Below are 18,663 nucleotides of genomic sequence, written 5' to 3' on the forward strand. Positions count from 1 at the left end.
CGAATCCGTTCTTAGGGTTGCGCGTGGCGGTGGTTCGCCGAGTAACTGCCGGTGACGTAGTGTTCGAGCTGGCGCTCGATGTCGGTCAGGAGGCTCGATGCGCCAATGCGGAACAGGTGCGGCTCGAGCCAGTCCCGTCCCAGTTCTTCCTTCATCAGGGTCAGGTACTGCAGGGCCGATTTGGCCGACGAGACGCCGCCGGCCGGCTTGAAGCCCACCTGGAAGCCAGTCTGTTCGTGGTACTCGCGGATCGCCCGCACCATCGTCAGCGCAACCGGGATGGTGGCGTTGACGCCTTCCTTGCCGGTCGAGGTCTTGATGAAGTCGGAACCGGCCATCATGCACACCCACGACGCCTTGGCGACGTTTTCCAGCGTCGTCAGGTCGCCGGTGGCGAGAATCGCCTTGACGTGGGCATCACCGCAAGCGGCGCGGTAGGCCTGCATTTCATCGTACAGCGACTGCCAGTTGCCATTCAAGACGTGCTGGCGGGTGATGACGATGTCGATCTCGGTGGCGCCGGCGGCGACCGACAGTTCGATCTCGCGCAGCTTCGTTTCCATGCTCGACAGGCCGGCCGGAAACGCGGTCGAGACGGCGGCGATGGGCAGGCGGCCCTGCAAGATGTGCGCGGCCGGCGCGATCATCTCGTGGTACACGCAGACGGCGCCGGTGGTGACGTTGGCGATGCCGAGCGCCTCGACCAGGTCCGCGCGCAGCGGGCGCATGGCCTTGCGGCACAGGCGCTCGACGCGGCCCGGGGTGTCGTCGCCGCCCAGGGTGGTCAGGTCGATGCACTTGATGGCCTGGACCAGCCAGGCGGCCTGGTATTCTTTTTTGACGGTGCGGCGGTTGGCCAGGCTGGCGGCGCGGCGGTCGGCGGCGTTGCGGTTGACCTTGATCTGGTTGACCCAGCCCAGATCGAGGCCGCTGGCCTCGTTGCGTTTGAAGTCGAGAGGTGCGGTCATAACAGTGCGGTTCCGTTCGAAAGTGCTGGCACGCCGAGGTGCTTGGCCAAAGTGGCGCCGATGTCCGAGAAGCTGGCCGACACGGGCAGTGCGCGCGGGGCCAGGCCGGGGCCGAAGAAAATCATGGGGATGTGCTCGCGCGTGTGGTCCGAACCGGGCCAGCTGGGATCGCAGCCATGGTCGGCGGTGATCACCGCCAGGTCGCCCGGGCGCAGCTTGGCCATGAATTCGGGCAGACGCGCATCGAGTTCGTGCAGCGCGTTCGAGTAGCCGGCGACGTCGCGGCGGTGGCCGAAGTGCTGGTCGAAGTCGACGAAATTGACGAACGTGAGCGACTTCTCGCCCGCCTCGTCGGCCACCTGCAGCAAGGCGTCGAACAGGGCCATGTTGTCGGGCCCCTTGACCACCCGCGAGATGCCCTGCGCGGCGAAGATGTCGCTGATCTTGCCGAGGCCGATCACTTCGCCGCCGGCGTCCTTGACATGGTCGAGCAGGGTTTTGCTGGGCGGCGGCACGGCGTAGTCGTGGCGGTTGCTGGTGCGCTTGTAGTTGCCGTTTTCGCCCGTGAACGGACGCGCGATGATGCGGCCGATGTTGTACGGCTTGACCAGCTCGTAGGCCTGCTCGCAGATGGCGTACAGGCGCTCGAGGCCAAAATGGGTTTCGTGGGCGGCGATCTGCATCACCGAGTCGCCCGAGGTGTAGATGATCGGCTTGCCGCTGGCGACATGCTCGTCGCCGTGCAGGTTGATGATCTCGGTGCCGGAAGCGTGGCAGTCGCCCAGGAAGCCCGGCACGCCGGACAGTTCCTGCAGCTTCGCCGTCAGCTCGTGCGGGAAGGACGGCACCTTGCGGGGGAAATAGCCCCAGTCGAAATTGACCGGCACGCCGGCGATTTCCCAGTGACCGCTCTGGGTGTCCTTGCCCGTCGAGCGTTCGGCGGCGGCGCCATAGACCCCCGTGAAACCGTCGCGCATGGCAAAGCCCGCGGCCCATTGCCCGCAGGCGCTGTGGGCGGCGGCGGCCAGGCCGAGCCGTTCCAGGTTCGGCAGCTGCATCGGCGTGCCCGAGTCGGCCGCCCACTGGGCGATGTGGCCGAAGGTGTTGGCGCCGACGTCGCCGAACTGGGCGGCGTCGGGCGCGGCACCCAGGCCGAAGGAGTCAAGCAGGAGAATGAATGCGCGGGACATGGCAGGGCCTCGAAATGTTAAGCGTCGGCGCGTGGCGTCTTGGCCACGCCTTCCAGGAACGCCAGGATCAGCACCACCAGGTCCTTGGCGCCGATGGCGGCGTACTTCAGGGTCTGCTCGTGCGACAGGGGGAACGGCGACATGCCCTCGGCCAGGTTGGTGATGACGGACACGCCCGTCACTTTCAGGCCGCAATGGCGGGCCGACACCACTTCCGGCACCACCGACATGCCGACGACGTCGGCGCCCAGCCTGGCCATCATGCGAATTTCCGCGGCCGTCTCGAAATTCGGCCCCGCGTACGCAATGAACACGCCCTCGTGCAAGGTGATGCCCTTGTCGGCGGCGCTTTGCTTGACGAGCGCGCGGATGTCGGCATCGTAGGCGTTGGCCATGCTGAAAAAGCGCGGGCCGAAGCGGTCGTCGTTGGGGCCGACCATCGGCGTGCCCGGCAACCAGTTGATGTGGTCGGTCAGCGCCACCAGGCTGCCCGCGTCCACTTCGGGGCGCAGCGAACCGGCCGCGTTGGTGACGAACAGCATTTCGCAGCCCAGCAATTTCAGGGTGCGCACGGCCGACGTCATCACGCCCATGCCATAGCCTTCGTAGAAGTGGCCGCGGCCCTTCATGCACACCACGTCGACGCCGGCCAGGGTGCCCAGCACCAGTTCGCCAGCATGGCCATGCACGGTGCTGATGGGAAAGCCTGGCAGTTCATCGAAGCCGATGGCGATGGCGTTTTCCATCTGCTCGGCCAGCACACCCAGCCCCGAGCCAAGAATCAGCGCCACGCGGGGCGTGAAACCGGGTTTGCGCGCACGGATCAGGTCGGCGGCTTCGAACGGGGTGTTATTGGACATGCGATTTCCTTGAAGGTGGTGGTCGGTGCGCGGGGCGCGTGGGCACTGCACTGGGGGTCAGGACGTGGTCCCGCCCGGTATTATAACTATGCGGGAAGATCAATATGTATGGCAAATACTGTTTTTCTTGCCGATTTATATGGCAAGCATATAAATTATGGCCTATGCTGGGGTTCATCTGCGCGCCCACGTCGTGACACTTGCAGAGTGGCAAAATGACCGATTGACCCGGATTAAACATTTGTTTATTATTTCAAACAAATGTTGAAAGTGTCCTTCATGACCGACCTCCCGAAAAAACAGCAGCTCTACGATCTGATCAGGGCCAATCCTTTCATTTCCCAGCAAGACCTGGCGGCACAGCTGCACCTGTCGCGCTCGGCGGTGGCGGGTTATATCGCCAGCCTGATCCGCGAGCGCCGCCTGCTGGGGCGCGCCTACGTGCTGCCCGGGCGCCATCCGATCGCCTGCATCGGCGCCGCCAACCTGGACCGCAAGCTGCGCTCGCTGGGCAAGCTGGTCATGGGCACCTCCAATCCGGCCCACCAGGATGAATCGTTCGGCGGCGTGGCGCGCAATATCGCCGAGAACCTGGCCCGGATGAAAGCCCCGGTGGCGCTGGCCACCGCCGTCGGCGACGATGCCTCGGGACGCGCCCTGCTGGCCCACGCCGAGGCGCTCGGCATCGACACCAGCGCCACCCTGCGCCTGGCCGACAGCTGCAGCGGCACCTACACGGCGCTGCTCGACGAACACGGCGACATGGTCGTGGCGCTGGCCGACATGGACTTGTATGACGCCATCACGCCGGCCGTGCTGGCCGGGCAAGCCGCCCAGCGCACCGTGCCCGCGCTGACGGTGGCCGACCTGAACCTGCCGCTCGAGAGCGTCGCCGCCCTGCTGGGCGAGGCCGCGCGCAGCACCGTGCCGCTGGTGATCGTCGCCGTCTCGCAGCCAAAAATGGCCAGGCTGCCGCGCGATCTGCGCGGCCTGCGCCTGTTGATCCTCAATCAGGGCGAACTGGAAACGCGCATCGGCGCGCCGATCCGCAGCGACGCCGACTTCGCCGCCGCCTGCGCCACCGTGCGTGCGCAAGGGGCGCAGGACGTCATCGTCACCCGCGGCGCCGGCGGCGTGTTCTACACCTGCGCCGGGGCGCCCGGCGTGGGGCAGCTGGCCGCCCTCGACGCCAGCGTCGTCGACGTCACCGGCGCCGGCGACGCCTTTGCCGCCGCCGTCTGCTGGTCGCTGTATCACGGCAGCGACGACCTCGAACTGGCGTGCCGGCGCGGCTTGAAGCTGTCGGCCATGACGCTCGCCTGCGCCGAGACGGTCTGCCCGGCGCTGGGCGCCGACAGTCTCGACGACATTGCCCCTGCTGGTGCCGGCGCCGCCGCCGCGCCGTCCGCCTTCAACGCCCTTTATCACGAATAAGTCAGGACTCCCCATGCAACAGTACCTCTTGTTTTCCCCCGAAGTGGCCGCTGCCCGCGCCGCCGGCACCCCCATCGTCGCCCTCGAGTCGACCATCATCTCGCACGGCATGCCCTACCCGCAGAACGTCGAGACGGCGCGCGAAGTCGAGCAGATCATCCGCCAGGGCGGCGCGGTGCCCGCCACCATCGCCATCATCGGCGGCAAGATCTGCATCGGCCTGTCCGACGAGCAGCTCGAGCTGCTCGGCAGCGCCCCCCACGCCCTCAAGGTGAGCCGGCGCGACCTGCCCTTCGTCGTCGCCACCGGCGCGCTGGGCGCCACCACCGTGGCCGCCACCATGATCTGCGCGGCGCTGGCCGGCATCGGCGTGTTCGTCACCGGCGGCATCGGCGGCGTGCACCGGGGCGCGGCCACCAGCTTCGATATCTCGGCCGACCTGCAGGAACTGGCCCGCACCGACGTCGCCGTGGTGTGCGCCGGCGTCAAGTCGATCCTCGACATCGGCCTCACGCTCGAATACCTGGAAACCCACGGCGTGCCCGTGATCAGCGTGGGCCAGGCCGGCTTTCCCGCCTTCTTTACCCGCGAGAGCGGTTTCCAGGCCGACTTCCAGCTCGACAGCGCCGAGCAGCAGGCCGCCTTCATCCACACCAAGCGCGCGCTGGGCCTGCAGGGCGGCGTGGTGATCGCCAACCCGGTGCCGGCGCTGGCAGCGATGCCGTTCGAGGAAATCGACGCCATCACCAGCCGCGCGCTCGATGAGGCCGCCGCCAGCGGCATCAAGGGCAAGGCCGTCACGCCCTTCCTGCTCGCCCGCATCAAGGAATTGACCGAAGGGCGCAGCCTGGCCACCAACATCGCCCTGGTCAAGCACAATGCGGTGGTCGGCGCCCGCCTGGCGGTGGCCCTGCAAGGTCACGCCGGCGCCCTGCCCCGCTGGTCCTGATCGCCCACGCCCACCACGCGAGATGCCATGTCCATCGATCTGAAGCAGTTGAAATACTTCCTGGCCGTCGCCGAAGAAAAAAGCTTCAGCCGCGCCGCCGAGCGCCTGCACATTTCGCAGCCGCCCCTGTCGCAGCAGATCATGAAGCTCGAAAGCGAGTTGGGCGTCAAGCTGTTCGCCCGCACCACGCGCACCTTTGAACTGACCGTGGCGGGCAAGGCGCTGATGGCCGAAGCGGCCGACCTGCTGGGGCGCATGCGCATGACCATCGACACCATCCGCCAGATCGACCGGGGCGAAGTGGGCCGGCTGCGGGTGGGCATCGTCGGCTCGGCCATGTGGGGCCCCATCCCCAGCCTGCTCGAACAGTTCCAGACCAATTTCCCGAAAGTGAGCTGGACCCTGCACGAACTGGGGCCGAACGTGCAGTACGAAGCGCTGCGCGCCAGGCAGATCGACGTGGGCTTCTGGCGCGAGCCGGCGCTGGGCGCCGACGAGCTCAAACACGACAAGCTGCGCCAGGAACTGTGCTTTCGCGAGAACGTCTGCGTCGCCGTCAATGAACACAGCGTGCTCGCCACCCGCGCCAGCATCGACCTGGCCGACATCGCCGGCCAGCCCATGCTGACCCTGGCCCTGGACAAGTCCTCGTTTCCCCGCTACCTGATCCAGTGCTGTGTCGATGCCGGCTTTCAGCCGACGATTTTCCAGGAGGCGTTCGAGCCGCAAACCCTGCTGGCCATGGTGGGGGCCGGACTGGGCGTGGCCCTGATGCCCGAGACCACCAGCCGGATCGGCTGGCCCGGCGTGGTATTCGTGCCCATCAACAATCCACCGTCGGCCAATTTATATATCGCCTACGCCACCGGCGACGACGCGCCCGTGGTGCGGGCGTTCTTGAACATACTCAATCCCGCCGCCGCGCCCGCCTGAATCCCCACCCTGCGTATTTATTCCTCGAACATATAAATCAACAAGATAAATCGTATTTGCCCTACAAATCACCGTGATGCATAGTTTGCAATTCGCTCAAGACACACACGATTACAAGTGGTAACGCCTTGCCGGTCCACATGCTGCGAGAATAGGGGCGGCAATTGCCGGGCCCTGACTTTTGCTATTAAGCTACAGCCCCTCCCAACGCGGCCGTTGCGGCGGGTACAATACCGGTATTCCTGGAGGCTTCATGAAATTCAAGCAAGGTATCACGCAACTGAGTATGTCGATCGGGGCCCTCGCGCTCGCCGCCAGCGCGCACGCTGCCGATCCCAAACTGGGCATCGTCTACGATGCCGGTGGCAAGTTCGACAAGTCGTTCAACCAGTCCGCCTTCGAAGGCGCCAACCGCTTCAAGGCGGAGACCAAGATTGGTTTCATCGAAGTGCAGGCCAGCAGCGACACCCAGGCCGAGCAGGTCTTGCGTGGCCTGGCCCGCAAAAAACTCGACCTGATCGCCGCCATCGGTTTTTCGCAGACCCAGGCAGTGCAAAAAGTCGCCGCTGAATTTCCGAACGTGAAATTCGTGCTGATCGACGCCGTTGCCAAGGGTCCGAACATCAATTCCGTGCTGTTCAAGGAAGAAGAAGGGTCCTACTTGGTGGGCGTGGCCGCCTCGATGGCCTCGAAATCGAAAAAACTGGGCTTTGTCGGCGGCATGGACATTCCCCTGATTCGCACCTTTGCCTGCGGTTACAGCCAGGGCGCCAAGGCGAACAATCCGAAAATCGAAGTGCTGCAAAACATGGTCGGCACCACCAGCGCAGCCTGGAACGACCCGGCCAAGGGTGGCGAACTGGCGCGTGCGCAGTTCGACCGCGGCGTCGACGTGGTGTTCGCCGTGGCCGGCGGCAGCGGCATGGGCACGCTGCAAACGGCCAAGGAAAAAGGCAAGCTGGCCATCGGCGTCGATTCGAACCAGAACTACCTGCATCCGGGCACCATGCTGACCTCGATGGTCAAGCGCGTCGATGGCGCCATCTACGACTCGTTCATGGCCGTCAAGAACGGCACCTGGAAAGCCGGCGTGAGCTACCGCGGCCTGAAAGAAGGCGGCGTCGACTGGGCGCTCGACAAGGACAACCGCGCCGTCGTCACCCCCGAGATCGAGAAGAAAGTCAACGAAGCCAAGGCTGCCATCATCAGTGGCAAGATCAAGGTCATCGATTACCGCACGGGCAGCAGCTGCCCGGTCTGATCCACCGTTCACCGTCCACAGCGCGCCGCACCGGTTTTTCCGGTCCGGCGCGCTTTTGATGGAACTCACACACTATTTTGCTATGCAGCCAGCCGTAGAATTTCGCAACGTCAGTAAGGCCTTTGGCCGGGTGCAGGCGAACGCCGACGTCAGCTTCACCATCGCCAAGGGCTCGATCCACGGGGTGATTGGCGAAAACGGCGCCGGCAAGTCGACCTTGATGAGCATCCTGTACGGCTATTACAACGCCGACAGCGGGCAGTTGCTCATCAATGGCGAAAGTCGCAACATCCGCACCAGCCACGAGGCCATCGCGCTGGGCATCGGCATGGTGCACCAGCACTTCATGCTGGTCGAAACCATGACGGTGCTCGACAACGTCATGCTGGGCGCCGAAGGGGGCTTTCGCCTGGCCGCCCACCGCGCCGAGACGGAAGCGGCGCTGCGCGCCATCTGCGATCGCTACCGCCTCGACGTCGATCCGCTGGCCACCATTGCCGACCTGTCGGTGGGCGCCCAGCAGCGCGTGGAAATTCTCAAGCAGATCTACCGCAGCGCCAACATCCTCATTCTCGACGAGCCCACCGCCGTGCTGACGGCGCAGGAGACGGCGTCCCTGTTTGAAATCCTGCGCCTGTTCAAGGAGCAGGGCAAGACCATCATCCTGATCACCCATAAACTGGGCGAGATCATGGAAATCACCGACCAGGTCACGGTCATGCGCGCCGGTCGCGTGGTGGGCGCGGTGGCCACCGCCACCACCTCGAAAGAACAGCTGGCCAACATGATGGTGGGCCGGCCGATCCAGAGCGAGCTGCCGCGCGCGCCGTTCAAGCCGGGCGCGCCGGTGCTGCAGGTCGAGCAGTTGCAGCTGCGTGACAAGGCCGGCGTGAGCCTGCTGGCCGACATCGGCTTTACCTTGCGGGCCGGCGAAATCGTCGCCATCGCGGGCGTGTCCGGCAACGGCCAGAGCCAGCTGATGGAAATTTTGTCGGGCATGCGCCTGCCCACCTCGGGCAGCGTCAGCTTTCTCGGCGCGCCGCTGCCGTACGTGGGGCGCACGGACGCCGACGGCCTGCCCGCCACCTTCCGCCAGCTCGGCATCGGCCACGTGCCGGAAGACCGCCTGCGCGATGGCGTGATCAAGGATTTTTCGGTCGAGCAGAACACCGTGTTCGGCTACCAGGACCGGGTCACCAATGGCTGGGGCCTGTTCGACTTCAAGGCCATCGCCCGCCGCTGCGCCGCCATGCTCGCCGCGTTCGACGTGCGCCCGGCCGATCCCAGCCTGCGCATTGGCCTGCTCTCGGGCGGCAACCAGCAAAAAGTGGTGATCGCCCGCGAAGTGTCGAGCGCGCCCAAGCTGATGCTGGTGGGCCAGCCCACGCGCGGCGTCGACATCGGCACCATCGAAGCGATCCACACGGAGCTGCTCAAGCTGCGCGACGCCGGCGTGGCCATCCTGCTGGTGTCGGTCGAACTGGAAGAAGTGCGGGCGCTGGCCGACCGCATCATCGTCATGTCGGGCGGACGCATCACCGGCGAACTCACTATCGAACAATTTGACACCACCCGCATCGGTTTGCTGATGGGCGGGATGCACACCTCATGAAAACCACCGAACTTCCCCGCTGGGCGACCGCGTTCGTCCTGCCCGTCTTCAACCTGGTGTCGGCCTTGCTGGTGGCCGCCCTGGTCATTCACCTGCTGGGCGAAAGCCCTGTCGAATCGATGGGCATCCTGATCAACAGCGCCATCATCAATCCGGAAGGCCTGAGCTACACCCTGTTCTACGCCTCGACCTTCATTTTCACGGGGCTGGCCGTGTCGATCGCCATGAAGGCAGGCTTGTTCAACATCGGCAGCGAAGGCCAGATGTATTTTGGCGGCCTGGGGCTGACGCTGGCCATGCTGGCGCTCGACGGCACCCTGCCCGGCTGGTTGCTGATCCCCGCCGGCATGGTGGGCGCCGCCCTGTTCGGCGCCGCTTGGGCCTTCATTCCCGGCTACCTGCAGGCCAGGCGCGGCAGCCACGTGGTGGTGACGACGATCATGTTCAACTTCATCGCCGCCAGCCTGATGAATTTTATTATCGTCAAATACCTGATCCCCGAGGGCCAGCAAAATCCGGCCAGCCGAGTGTTCGCCGAGGCCGCCGCCATGCCCCGCTTGAATACCCTGTTCCCCGTGCTGGGCGACACCCCGCTCAACATCAGCTTCCTGTTCGCCATCGCCGCGCTGGTCGTCTACGGCGTCATGGTGTGGCGCTCGTCGTGGGGCTACCAGTTGCGCGCGACGGGCCTGAACGCGCACGCGGCCCACTACGCGGGCATCCGCATCAGCCGCACCATCATCGTCGCCATGCTGGTGTCGGGCGCGCTGGCAGGGCTGGCCGCGGTCAATTCGATCATGGGCTCGACCCACTACCTGTCGCTCAACTTCCCCGCCGGCGCCGGCTTCGTCGGCATCGCCATTGCCCTGATGGGACGCCAGCACCCGGTCGGTATTTTCCTCTCGGCGGTGCTGTTCGGTGCGCTGATCCAGGGCGGCTTCGACCTGTCGCTGGAAAAACCGAATATCCCGCAGGAGACCTTCATTTTCATCCAGGGCCTGATCATCCTGTTCTGCGGCGCGATGGAGAATTTCTACGCGCCGGCGCTGCTCAAACTGATCAACCTCGGCAAGAAAGGCTAAGCCATGTTCGAAGACCTGCACATCGCCAGTATCGTCGTCTCGACCATCCGCAACGCCCCGGTGCTGATGTTCGCCGCCATGGCCGGCCTGTTCGCCGAACGCAGCGGCGTGATCGACCTGGCCCTCGAGGGCAAGATCCTCGCCAGCGCCTTCGCCTCCGCCGCCGTCGCCTTCACCACCCAGAACGTCTGGTATGGCGTGGCCGCCGGGGTGGCCGTCTCGAGCGCGCTGGCGCTCATCCAGGGTTATGTCAGCATCGGCCAGAAGGGCAACCAGCTCGTCGCCGGCATGGCGATCAACATTGCCATCAGCGGCCTGACCTTCGTGCTGGCGCAGTTCTTCTTCCAGCAGGGCGGGCGCACCCCGGACCTGGGCCAGGCGCGCCTGTTCGACATCGTCCTGCCCGGCACCGCCGCGCTGGAAAACATCCCCTTCATCGGCTGGCTGTACGGCCACGTGATCGGCGGCCACTCGGTGCTGGTGTACCTGGCCTTCCTGCTGGTGCCGCTGGTGCACTGGGTGCTCTACCACAGCCGCTTCGGCCTGCGCCTGCGCGCCTGCGGCGAGAACCCGCACGCAGCCGATGCGGCCGGCGTGAACGTGGCCGCCACGCGCTACGCCGCCATGCTCATCGCCGGCATCCTGTGCTCGTTCTCGGGCGCCTATCTCGCCATCGTGCAAAGCGGCTTCTTCCTGCGCGACATGTCGGCCGGCGCCGGCTACCTGGCCTTGACCGCCCTCGTCTTCGGCAACTGGCGGCCCGTCTACACGGCGCTCGGCTGCATCATGTTCGGCTTTTTCAGCGCCGTGCAGATCCAGATGGAAGGGGTCGACCTGCCTGGCGTGGGACGCATTCCCGGCTCGCTCATCCAGATGATTCCCTACGTGGTGACGGTGATCGTGCTGGCCGGCCTGATGGCCAAGTCGGTGGCGCCGAAGGCGCTGGGCAGACCGTTCGTCAAATCACGCTGACACGTAAAAACGGCGCCTTCGAGGCGCCGTTTTTTTATGCGGGTGCTGGCTACTGCGCCGACTTCGCCAGCGTGGCCGAACGCCCCAGCGTCCAGGTAAAGCCCAGCCCCACCGAAGCGCCGCTGCGCTTTTTCATCAGGGGGCTGTCCGCATTGGCCGCGCCCCGGTAGCTCTCTTCGCGCACAAAGCCGAACAGGCGCACGTCCTGGTTGAACTTGTAGGTGGCCGACACCCCCACGCGGGTGAGGATCAGGCCCGCGTCGGCCTGGTAGGCAGGCCGCCCGACGACGGCATGGCGGGGCGCGACTTCATAGAAATAACGGTTCAGGCGCGCGTCGCCAAACACGGCGGCGGCGGACAGGTCGTAGCCCCAGCGCGGATCGGCGCCGCGCACTTCGTACGACAGCTTCGGCTCGAACGTGGTGCCCTGGCGGCGCACGCCCCCCTCGATTTCCATCACCGCGCGCAGCGGCAATTCGAGCCGCAGGCGGCTGGTGGGGCTGGGATTGGCCAGCAGGATTTTAAGGCGCGGGCCGAATTCGACCAGGGTGTTCAGGTCCGGCATGCCGGCACGCGCCGCCACGTCTTTCGAGTGGGCCGGCAAGGCGCCCGAGAAGCCGACGTCGAATTCGACGCGCTCGCTGCGAAACAGGCGCGCGCCCACGCCGCCCTGGTCGGCCCGCAGCACTTCGCCGCGGTAGATCAGGTAGGGCAGCGGCAGCACGCGCGCGGAACGGTCGCTCGATCCCGGGTAGGCCGGGGTCGACACGCCGAAGGCGGCCACGCCCGCTTCCCACAGGGGCTGGGCCTCCTGGGCGGCGGCGCCGCTGGCGGCGCCCAGCGCGGCAACGGTCAGGAACAGGGCCTTCATTGGGCGGGCCAGATCGCTTGCAGCACGGCGGCCAGGTGATAACCACCCTTGATCAGCTGCGTTCTCGCCAGCGCGGAACTGGGTACCGGGTAGTTGGCCGGCACTTCCAGGGTCCAGTTATAAAACACCTCGCCCTTCTTGCTGGTCTGCTTTTGCGGCGGGCCGATGGTCACGTCGGCATACGCGCTCTTGGCGGCAACGAGCGCCTCGTCGGCCCACTGGTAAGGCCAGGTGACGAGGTCACCCGTGTTGACGCTCACCACCGGCTTGCTGTCGATCGCATACTGGGCAAACTGGTCCGGCGTGCGGGTGCTCGAGCGGCGCATGGCGTAGTCGACGGTGGTGCTGTCCCAGTACGAGTGGAACGGTTTCGTCAGCGCCTTCGGCACCCCTTCGCGCGGCTTGGGGTTCTCGCCGGGGATCTGGCTCGCGCCCATCACGGCCACCTTGTCGTCGTCCATCAGGAAGTTGTTGCCGCCCCGTGAATCGAAGATGGCGACGGCATCGACGTCGCTGTGCTTGTTCGGCACGACGAACTTGCCGTCGGCGCCGACGAAGGCGGCGCCGACGTGCAAGGGCTGGTGGATGTCGCCCGTCATGTGGGTCACCAGCAGCAGCGCCTGGCGCTTGCTGAAGCCGTGCGGATTGACGGCGGCGCCGTCCTTGCCTTGCAGCACGGCGATGGCCTGCTTGAGCGTTTGCACGATGTCTTCGGGCGCGGTGCCCACATCGTTGTCGTGGTAGTGCTCTTTCTGGAACGGCACGTCGGTGTAGTGGTATTCGCTCGCCTTCGGATTGGCGTTGACGTAGCCCACCATTTCCGGCGTCTGCGGACCGCACCAGTTGCCCTTGACGCAGTCGGCCCAGTTGGCGATCGACTCGAGGCTCTCGCCCGGCAGCAGCAAGGCGGCCACCTGTTTCTCGGCATTGCTGCCCTTGATCAGTTTATCGGCGATGGCACCCACCACGCGGTGGCCGTCGTTGCCCCACGCCAGTGCATCGGCCGAGAGAAATGCGCCCGCGAGGGCGACGACACAAGCTAGTTTTTTCATTGTTTTCAGATCCTGTTTCAGTTGAGGCGTTCGATGCGCGGGGTGGCGCTGGCGGCGGAAGGCGCGGCCGCCTTCTCGCGCTTGACCAGCAGGCCAATCAAGGCGTCGAGATCGACGATGCCGGTGTCGCGCTTGTTGCTGGCCTGGGCAAACATGGGGAAGCCATCGGCCCCTTCGGCGAGAAAATTATTCGCCACCACACGATACGTTTTTGCGTCCTCGAGCGGCGCGCCATTGATGGTGATACTGCCGGGGACCACCTTGGCGCCGGCCGCACGCTGCTTGTCCCACGTGTAGCGCAGGCCGCTCGATACCTGCAGCATGGCGGCGTGATCGTCGCCGGACGGGCGCTTGAACTGCTGTTCGAGCAGGCCGCGCACTTGCGCACCCGTCAGGTCCATCACCACCAGCGTGTTCGAGAACGGCAGCACCACCTGGGCCTGGCCAAAGGTGGCCACCAGGTCGGCGCCCACGTCGAAGTCGGCGCGCAGGCCGCCCACGTTCATGAAGCCGATCTGCACGCCGTCGGCGCGGGTCGCTTCCACCACGGCGTCGGCGACCAGATTGCCCAGCGCCGACTCACCGGCGCCGTTCAACTTGCGATTGACGCTGCGGCTGGCGACGCGCGCCACCGGCCGCGCCAGCGCATCCATGCTGCGCGCCTTGATGGTGGCCAGGTAGCCGGCCACGTTCGGGTCGGCCGGGTACTGGCCCGGCAGCACCGGCACGTTGCGCACGGCGACGTCCTGCACGGCGCCGCTGGCGCCATCGACGGTGAGCTTGATGCGGGTGAGCACGTGGCCGCCCATCTGCGCCTGGGTGATGGTGCGACCGTCGACCTTGCACTGGAAGCCCTTGTGGGTGTGGCCGGAGATGATCAGGCGGATAGCCGGGTCGAGTTTGCGCGCAATCCCCACGATCGGTCCCTTGAGCTGGCTGCACTCGGCCTGGTCGAACGCTTCCGGGGTGTCGCCCCCTTCGTGAATGAGCACCACGAAGGCGGTGGCGCCGTCGGCGCGGGCGGCGGCGGCGGCGCGGTTGATGGCCTGCGCTTCATCGCCGAAGGACAGGCCGGCGATGCCGGAGGCGGTGACGACCGAGGCGGTGTCTTGCAGCACGGCGCCGATGAAGGCGATCTTGACGCCCTTGACCTGGCGGATCGCGTAGGCCGGCATGAATGGTGCGCCGGTGGCGCTGTCGGTGACGTTGGCGGCCAAATACGTGAAGCTGGCGCCCTTGAAAGTGGAGTCGAACTTGCAGGCCTTGGCCGGCAGCGAGGAGGCGCAGCCGCCCTTCTGCTTGCGCAGCAGTTCCATCTTGCCCTGGTCGAACTCGTGGTTGCCCACCGAGGACAGGTCCATGCCCAGCATCGACAGCGCCGCCAGGCTGGGCTCATCGGCCCACATCGACGACATGGCGGGACTGGCGCCAACGAGGTCGCCGGCGCCGACGAACAGCAAGTCGCGGTCTTCCTTGCGGTAGGCCTGCAAGGCGGCGGCGAGGTTGTCGATGCCGCCGGCGATGACGGTTTTTTCAAGCGGATCGCGGGCGCTCTTGTAGACGAATTTGCTCGACTCGAGATGGCCGTGGAAATCGTTCAGGGCCACCAGGTTGATGTCGAGGGAGGCGCGCGGCGTGACCGCCAGCGGCGCGCAACCGGCGGCGGCGAGGCAGGCCGCCAGAAGCAGGGAGAGTGAGGTTTTAGTCATAAGCCGAAAGCATAAAGAAGTTTGTCGGGCAGCGCCAGCACAGGCTGCATGGCGCGGCGCTGGCGCCGTCAATACAAAGGCGGGCGCAATAAAAAAGGGCCGGTGTCGCCACCGGCCCCTCGATTCAATCAAGCGATTTTGTTAGAAATCGTACTTGAAGGTGGCTTGCACGGCCCACTGCGATTCGCCCTTGGCCTGGCGAATATCGACGCTTTCGACTTGCGGACGCACGGCGTAGACATATTTGCCGGTGGCTGCATCGGTGCCGACGTAGTCGACGAAGCTGCGTGCCAGACCGCCGCTGCTCTGGAAGCCGACTTCATTGATACGGCCCCATTTTTTGTTGAGCAAGTTGCCGAAGTTCAGGAAGTCGAGGCTGAAGCTTGCCTTGTTGCGGGCAAACAGGCCGGGGATTTCCTGGCTGATGCGCAGGTCGATGCTGTTGGTCCATGGCGCGAAGTCGGTGTTACGGCCGACGATGCCACCAGCGGAGTTGCGCAGCACCTTGTTGGCGTTGACCACATCCCAGAACTTCTGCTCGTTGACATGGCTGGTGGCGGTATCGCCGTAGAACAGCACGTCGCCCGAACCGAAGGCTTTAGGGATGTACATGCGGTCATTGCCGCTCAGGCCATCACCGTTCAAGTCGTTGTTGACGGTCCAGCTGTACGGTTTGCCCGAACGGCCTTCATAGAACACGCCCAGACGGGTGTTGTAGGTACCGAAGAACTTCTTCTGGAAGTTGAACAGCGCGTTGATACGGTCTTTCACCAGGTAGCTCGAGTTGGTGGCGATGTTTTCGTTCGGGTTGAATACCGAGCGACCGTTCCAGTTCGAGGTCGACACCGACGAGGTCAGCGACGATACTTCCGTCGACGTCGTCTTGGTGGCGGCGATCGACCAGCCGTAGCCTTTGCTCAGAGGACGCGAGAACGACACGGTGCCCACGTTCGCTTCGCCCAGGTCGGTGCCCTTGGCCAGCATGACGTTACCGTAGCTCAGGTTGCTCAGTGCCTTGCTGGTGACGCAACCGGACGTGATGGTCACGCTGCCGTTGCTCGGGGTGAAGCAGCTGGCCTGGTAGCCGCCGGCGTTGTAGTACAGGTTACGGCCGTCGGTACCGATCTTGGTCGGTGCGCCCAGGTTCAAGTTTTCGTAGTAGATACCGTCCTTGTTCTTGGTACGCAGGTATTCAGCCGAGAACACGATCCCTTGCCATGGCAGTTCGGTTTCAAACGCGATATTGGCTTTCCAGACAGCTGGCTGATGGAAGTTCGGGTCGAGGAAGTCGACGTTCGCTGCCGGGATCGCGCCGGCCACGCTTGGCTGGGTATCCGGGTTGATGCTGAAGGTACCGTTGCTGGTCGGGCACTTGGTCGCGCCGGTGCCGGAACAGGTGACGACGCGCGAAGCGACGCCCGTGTTCGAGAACGGGTTGGACATCCAGACAGCCGCTGCGGCGCCCTGGAACAGGCCAATACCGCCGCGCACTTGCATCAGGCGCTCGGTTGGCAGTTTCAGGTTGAAGCCGATGCGTGGCTGGATCAGTTTCTGGCCATCGATGGTCTGGGTGTTGTCGTAGCCGAAGCCGCCGGACTGGCGCACATTGGTGGTGGCGTTACCAGCCACCATCGGCAATGCCGCGGCAGCGTTGGTCGCCGGACGACCATCGACAGCGCTGTAATCGACGCGCACGCCGCCGGTGATGGTCAGGCTCTTGTTGACGTTCCAGGTGTCCTGCACGAACAGGCCGGTGTCTTTCAGGGTGAACTTGGCGACGGCGTTATCGAGCGAACCGCCGGTGACGGCCTGCTGCACCGTGTACGACAGCGGACGGCCGAGCGAGAAGTTCTCGAGGACGGCCGCTTCGATTTGCGCGGTGGTGCCCGACGCGCACTTGAAGCCGGTGGCGGCAAAGCTGGTGTAGCTGACATCGTCGCGGCAACCGAAGGTGTAGTTGCCGTTGATGTTTTGCAGGAAGGCGTTGTAGACCTGGGTGCTGGTGAAATCGGAACCGAATTTGACTTCGTGATCGCCCTTCGTCCAGGTACCGCCCGCATAGATGTCACGGGTGTCGGTGCGCAGCACGTTCAGGTGACGGCTCGACTCGGTACCGAAGTTGATGAAGCGGTTCGAGGTCGGCACGCCGGCTGGCGCGTTCGCTGGCAGCGCACCGCTGAACTGCAGCGAGATCGCTGGCGTGCGGGTGGTGTTGGTTGGTACCGAATCGTAGTCGCGGGTCGAGAATTTCAACTCGGTCGAGAAGTTCGGGGTCCAGTCCGACAGCACCTGGCCGACGATGGTCTCGATGCTCTTGCCCTGGTTGTAGAACTGCGAGCTCAGGCCCACGCCGGTGGCCGAAAAGCCCGTGTAGACCGGATCAGCTTGCGAGGTCTTCGAGTAACGCACGCTGGCGCGGTGGTTGTCGTTGATGTTGTAGTCGACCTTGATCATCTGCTCGCGCGAGACGAACTCGGAATTGGCCGGCACGCTGGTGGTGCCGATATCGACGCCATAACGGCTCTGCGCGATCGAACGGGCGCTGTCGATCGACGACTGGGTGATGCCGACGGTGGTGCCGGTGTTGGTGCCGATCTGGCCGAAGTCAGGCGCCGAGCGCGAGCTCTTCGCTTCTTCCAGCAAGGCGAAGATGAACAGTTTGTCCTGGATCAGCGGGCCGCTGACATACGCGCCCTTGGTGTTTTCCTTGAAGGCCGGCGCGGCGACGTAGCTGTCGGAGGTCGCGTTGTAGCGATCGCCCACCAGGCGGTCATCGCGGGTGACGTAATAGACGCCGCCCTTCCAGTCATTGGTGCCGGACTTGGTCACGGCGTTGATGTTGGCGCCCGTGTAGCCCTTTTGGGTGACGTCATAGTTGGCGACGTTGACCTGCACCGACTGGATCGCTTCGATCGAGATCGGCTGGCGCGCGGTCGGCGAACCGTTCGATTCCAGGCCGAAGGTGTCGTTGACGGCCACGCCATCGATGGTGATGGTGTTGTAACGCGAGTTCTGGCCGGCGACGGAGATTTCACCGCGCTCTTTGTCGGTCTGCGACACGCGCGGGTCGGCGCGGGCGTAGTCTTGCAGGTTGCGCTGGATCGAAGCCTGGGTGGCCAGTTCGGTGGCGCCGATGTTGGTGCCCGAACCCATGGTGTTGCGCGAGAACTTGTCCGAACGGCTGGCGGCGCCAGTGACGGTCACGGTTTGGATCTGCGCGCCCAGGGTGGCGTCGACCGCGGCCGTTTCAGCCAGCTGGGTGTAGACGTCGGTGCGCTTTTCCGAAATACCGTTCTTGGTGATGGTGATCGTAAACGGGCCACCGGTACGCAGGCCGCGGGCGTTGTAGCGGCCTTCGGCGTCGGTGGTGACGGTGCTGACGGAACCGGATTCGATGTGTACGATCTGGACCGTGGCGCCGGCTGTCGGCTTGCCGTCGGCGCCAGAAATGCGACCGGCGATGGCCGAAGTCGTGTTTTGCGCGAACGCAGGCGCAGTGGCCAGCGCGATCGACAGCGCAAGCGCCATCTTGGTCAGCTGGATCCGTTTATGAATGATCATTTGATTACCCCAAAAAAGACTAATAGTTGTGCGGGCGGCCGTTGCCGGCGCCCTTCTTTGCTGCTGTTGCTGAAATCCTGCTTGATCTGAAGCGCGCCTCCTGCGTCGGCCCAAATAAGACTTACTTATGACAACTTTCTGCGGCGGACGCCAGCATGGCCCCTGCGTATGTCATCTTCATGACATGGAAATTGCTTAATCAAAAGTGT

14 protein-coding genes are annotated in these 18,663 nt (G+C 64.8%); 7 read left to right on the forward strand and 7 right to left on the reverse strand.

All coding sequences use genetic code 11. The features are described 5' to 3' along the window. Positions 1–11: 11 nt before the first annotated feature. The 3 genes from deoC to xapA are packed head-to-tail and all read right to left on the reverse strand — an operon-like array spanning position 12 to position 3,018. On the reverse strand, positions 12–968 hold the full coding sequence (gene deoC / locus ACP7EY_RS16875; protein WP_426195608.1) for a deoxyribose-phosphate aldolase: 957 nt from the start codon (positions 966–968) through the stop codon (positions 12–14). Next, positions 965–2,158, reverse strand: coding sequence for a phosphopentomutase (locus ACP7EY_RS16880; protein WP_426195610.1), 1,194 nt, complete (start codon positions 2,156–2,158; stop codon positions 965–967). Before ACP7EY_RS16880 ends, deoC begins: the two co-directional genes overlap by 4 nt. A gap of 17 nt (positions 2,159–2,175) precedes the next feature. Beyond that, positions 2,176–3,018, reverse strand: a complete 843-nt coding sequence (gene xapA / locus ACP7EY_RS16885) for a xanthosine phosphorylase (RefSeq protein WP_426195612.1) — start codon at positions 3,016–3,018, stop codon at positions 2,176–2,178. Between the two features lie 279 nt (positions 3,019–3,297). Between xapA and ACP7EY_RS16890 the strand changes: the two genes are divergently transcribed. The 7 genes from ACP7EY_RS16890 (at position 3,298) to ACP7EY_RS16920 (ending at position 11,261) form a co-directional block, all read left to right on the forward strand. Continuing rightward, a complete protein-coding gene (locus tag ACP7EY_RS16890) occupies positions 3,298–4,452 on the forward strand; it encodes a carbohydrate kinase (protein WP_426195614.1) in 1,155 nt (384 codons plus the stop codon). 13 nt (positions 4,453–4,465) lie between these two features. Then, positions 4,466–5,401, forward strand: coding sequence for a pseudouridine-5'-phosphate glycosidase (locus ACP7EY_RS16895; RefSeq protein ID WP_426195615.1), 936 nt, complete (start codon positions 4,466–4,468; stop codon positions 5,399–5,401). 27 nt (positions 5,402–5,428) lie between these two features. Next, complete coding sequence (locus ACP7EY_RS16900; RefSeq protein WP_426195617.1) at positions 5,429–6,334, forward strand: LysR family transcriptional regulator; 906 nt, start codon at positions 5,429–5,431, stop codon at positions 6,332–6,334. Between the two features lie 253 nt (positions 6,335–6,587). Beyond that, positions 6,588–7,595, forward strand: a complete 1,008-nt coding sequence (locus ACP7EY_RS16905; RefSeq protein ID WP_426195619.1) for a BMP family lipoprotein — start codon at positions 6,588–6,590, stop codon at positions 7,593–7,595. Positions 7,596–7,677: 82 nt separating this feature from the next. Continuing rightward, positions 7,678–9,207 (forward strand): ABC transporter ATP-binding protein, encoded by a 1,530-nt coding sequence (locus ACP7EY_RS16910; RefSeq protein ID WP_426195621.1) that lies wholly within the window; start codon positions 7,678–7,680, stop codon positions 9,205–9,207. Beyond that, positions 9,204–10,289, forward strand: coding sequence for an ABC transporter permease (locus ACP7EY_RS16915; RefSeq protein WP_426195623.1), 1,086 nt, complete (start codon positions 9,204–9,206; stop codon positions 10,287–10,289). Before ACP7EY_RS16910 ends, ACP7EY_RS16915 begins: the two co-directional genes overlap by 4 nt. A 3-nt stretch (positions 10,290–10,292) precedes the next feature. Beyond that, positions 10,293–11,261: an ABC transporter permease gene (locus tag ACP7EY_RS16920; protein WP_426195625.1), complete on the forward strand. Its 969-nt coding sequence runs from the start codon at positions 10,293–10,295 to the stop codon at positions 11,259–11,261. A gap of 49 nt (positions 11,262–11,310) precedes the next feature. On the opposite strand, the gene ACP7EY_RS16925 is transcribed toward ACP7EY_RS16920, so the two are convergent. The 4 genes from ACP7EY_RS16925 to ACP7EY_RS16940 form a co-directional block, all read right to left on the reverse strand. Then, a complete protein-coding gene (locus tag ACP7EY_RS16925) occupies positions 11,311–12,132 on the reverse strand; it encodes a MipA/OmpV family protein (protein WP_426195627.1) in 822 nt (273 codons plus the stop codon). Continuing rightward, positions 12,129–13,184 carry a S1/P1 nuclease gene (locus ACP7EY_RS16930; protein ID WP_426195629.1) on the reverse strand — a complete coding sequence of 352 codons (1,056 nt, stop codon included), beginning with the start codon at positions 13,182–13,184 and terminating at the stop codon, positions 12,129–12,131. The genes ACP7EY_RS16925 and ACP7EY_RS16930 overlap by 4 nt, the downstream gene beginning before the upstream one ends. 17 nt (positions 13,185–13,201) lie before the next feature. Then, the gene (locus ACP7EY_RS16935) at positions 13,202–14,893 is read right to left on the reverse strand and encodes a bifunctional metallophosphatase/5'-nucleotidase (protein WP_426195631.1); all 1,692 of its coding nucleotides are present in this window, start codon (positions 14,891–14,893) and stop codon (positions 13,202–13,204) included. 141 nt (positions 14,894–15,034) lie between these two features. After that, positions 15,035–18,454, reverse strand: a complete 3,420-nt coding sequence (locus ACP7EY_RS16940) for a carboxypeptidase regulatory-like domain-containing protein (RefSeq protein WP_426195633.1) — start codon at positions 18,452–18,454, stop codon at positions 15,035–15,037. Positions 18,455–18,663: the final 209 nt, after the last annotated feature.

The sequence above is a fragment of the Massilia sp. DWR3-1-1 genome (assembly GCF_049898325.1).
GTDB lineage: Bacteria > Pseudomonadota > Gammaproteobacteria > Burkholderiales > Burkholderiaceae_D > JAFCUW01.

Excerpts from the sequence above, each read along its gene's own strand:
- deoC (WP_426195608.1), bottom strand. The coding sequence starts at position 968 with ATGACCGCACCTCTCGACTTCAAACGCAACGAGGCCAGCGGCCTCGAT.
- ACP7EY_RS16880 (WP_426195610.1), bottom strand. The coding sequence starts at position 2,158 with ATGTCCCGCGCATTCATTCTCCTGCTTGACTCCTTCGGCCTGGGTGCC.
- xapA (WP_426195612.1), bottom strand. The coding sequence starts at position 3,018 with ATGTCCAATAACACCCCGTTCGAAGCCGCCGACCTGATCCGTGCGCGC.
- ACP7EY_RS16890 (WP_426195614.1), top strand. The coding sequence starts at position 3,298 with ATGACCGACCTCCCGAAAAAACAGCAGCTCTACGATCTGATCAGGGCC.
- ACP7EY_RS16895 (WP_426195615.1), top strand. The coding sequence starts at position 4,466 with ATGCAACAGTACCTCTTGTTTTCCCCCGAAGTGGCCGCTGCCCGCGCC.
- ACP7EY_RS16900 (WP_426195617.1), top strand. The coding sequence starts at position 5,429 with ATGTCCATCGATCTGAAGCAGTTGAAATACTTCCTGGCCGTCGCCGAA.
- ACP7EY_RS16905 (WP_426195619.1), top strand. The coding sequence starts at position 6,588 with ATGAAATTCAAGCAAGGTATCACGCAACTGAGTATGTCGATCGGGGCC.
- ACP7EY_RS16910 (WP_426195621.1), top strand. The coding sequence starts at position 7,678 with ATGCAGCCAGCCGTAGAATTTCGCAACGTCAGTAAGGCCTTTGGCCGG.
- ACP7EY_RS16915 (WP_426195623.1), top strand. The coding sequence starts at position 9,204 with ATGAAAACCACCGAACTTCCCCGCTGGGCGACCGCGTTCGTCCTGCCC.
- ACP7EY_RS16920 (WP_426195625.1), top strand. The coding sequence starts at position 10,293 with ATGTTCGAAGACCTGCACATCGCCAGTATCGTCGTCTCGACCATCCGC.
- ACP7EY_RS16925 (WP_426195627.1), bottom strand. The coding sequence starts at position 12,132 with ATGAAGGCCCTGTTCCTGACCGTTGCCGCGCTGGGCGCCGCCAGCGGC.
- ACP7EY_RS16930 (WP_426195629.1), bottom strand. The coding sequence starts at position 13,184 with ATGAAAAAACTAGCTTGTGTCGTCGCCCTCGCGGGCGCATTTCTCTCG.
- ACP7EY_RS16935 (WP_426195631.1), bottom strand. The coding sequence starts at position 14,893 with ATGACTAAAACCTCACTCTCCCTGCTTCTGGCGGCCTGCCTCGCCGCC.
- ACP7EY_RS16940 (WP_426195633.1), bottom strand. The coding sequence starts at position 18,454 with ATGATCATTCATAAACGGATCCAGCTGACCAAGATGGCGCTTGCGCTG.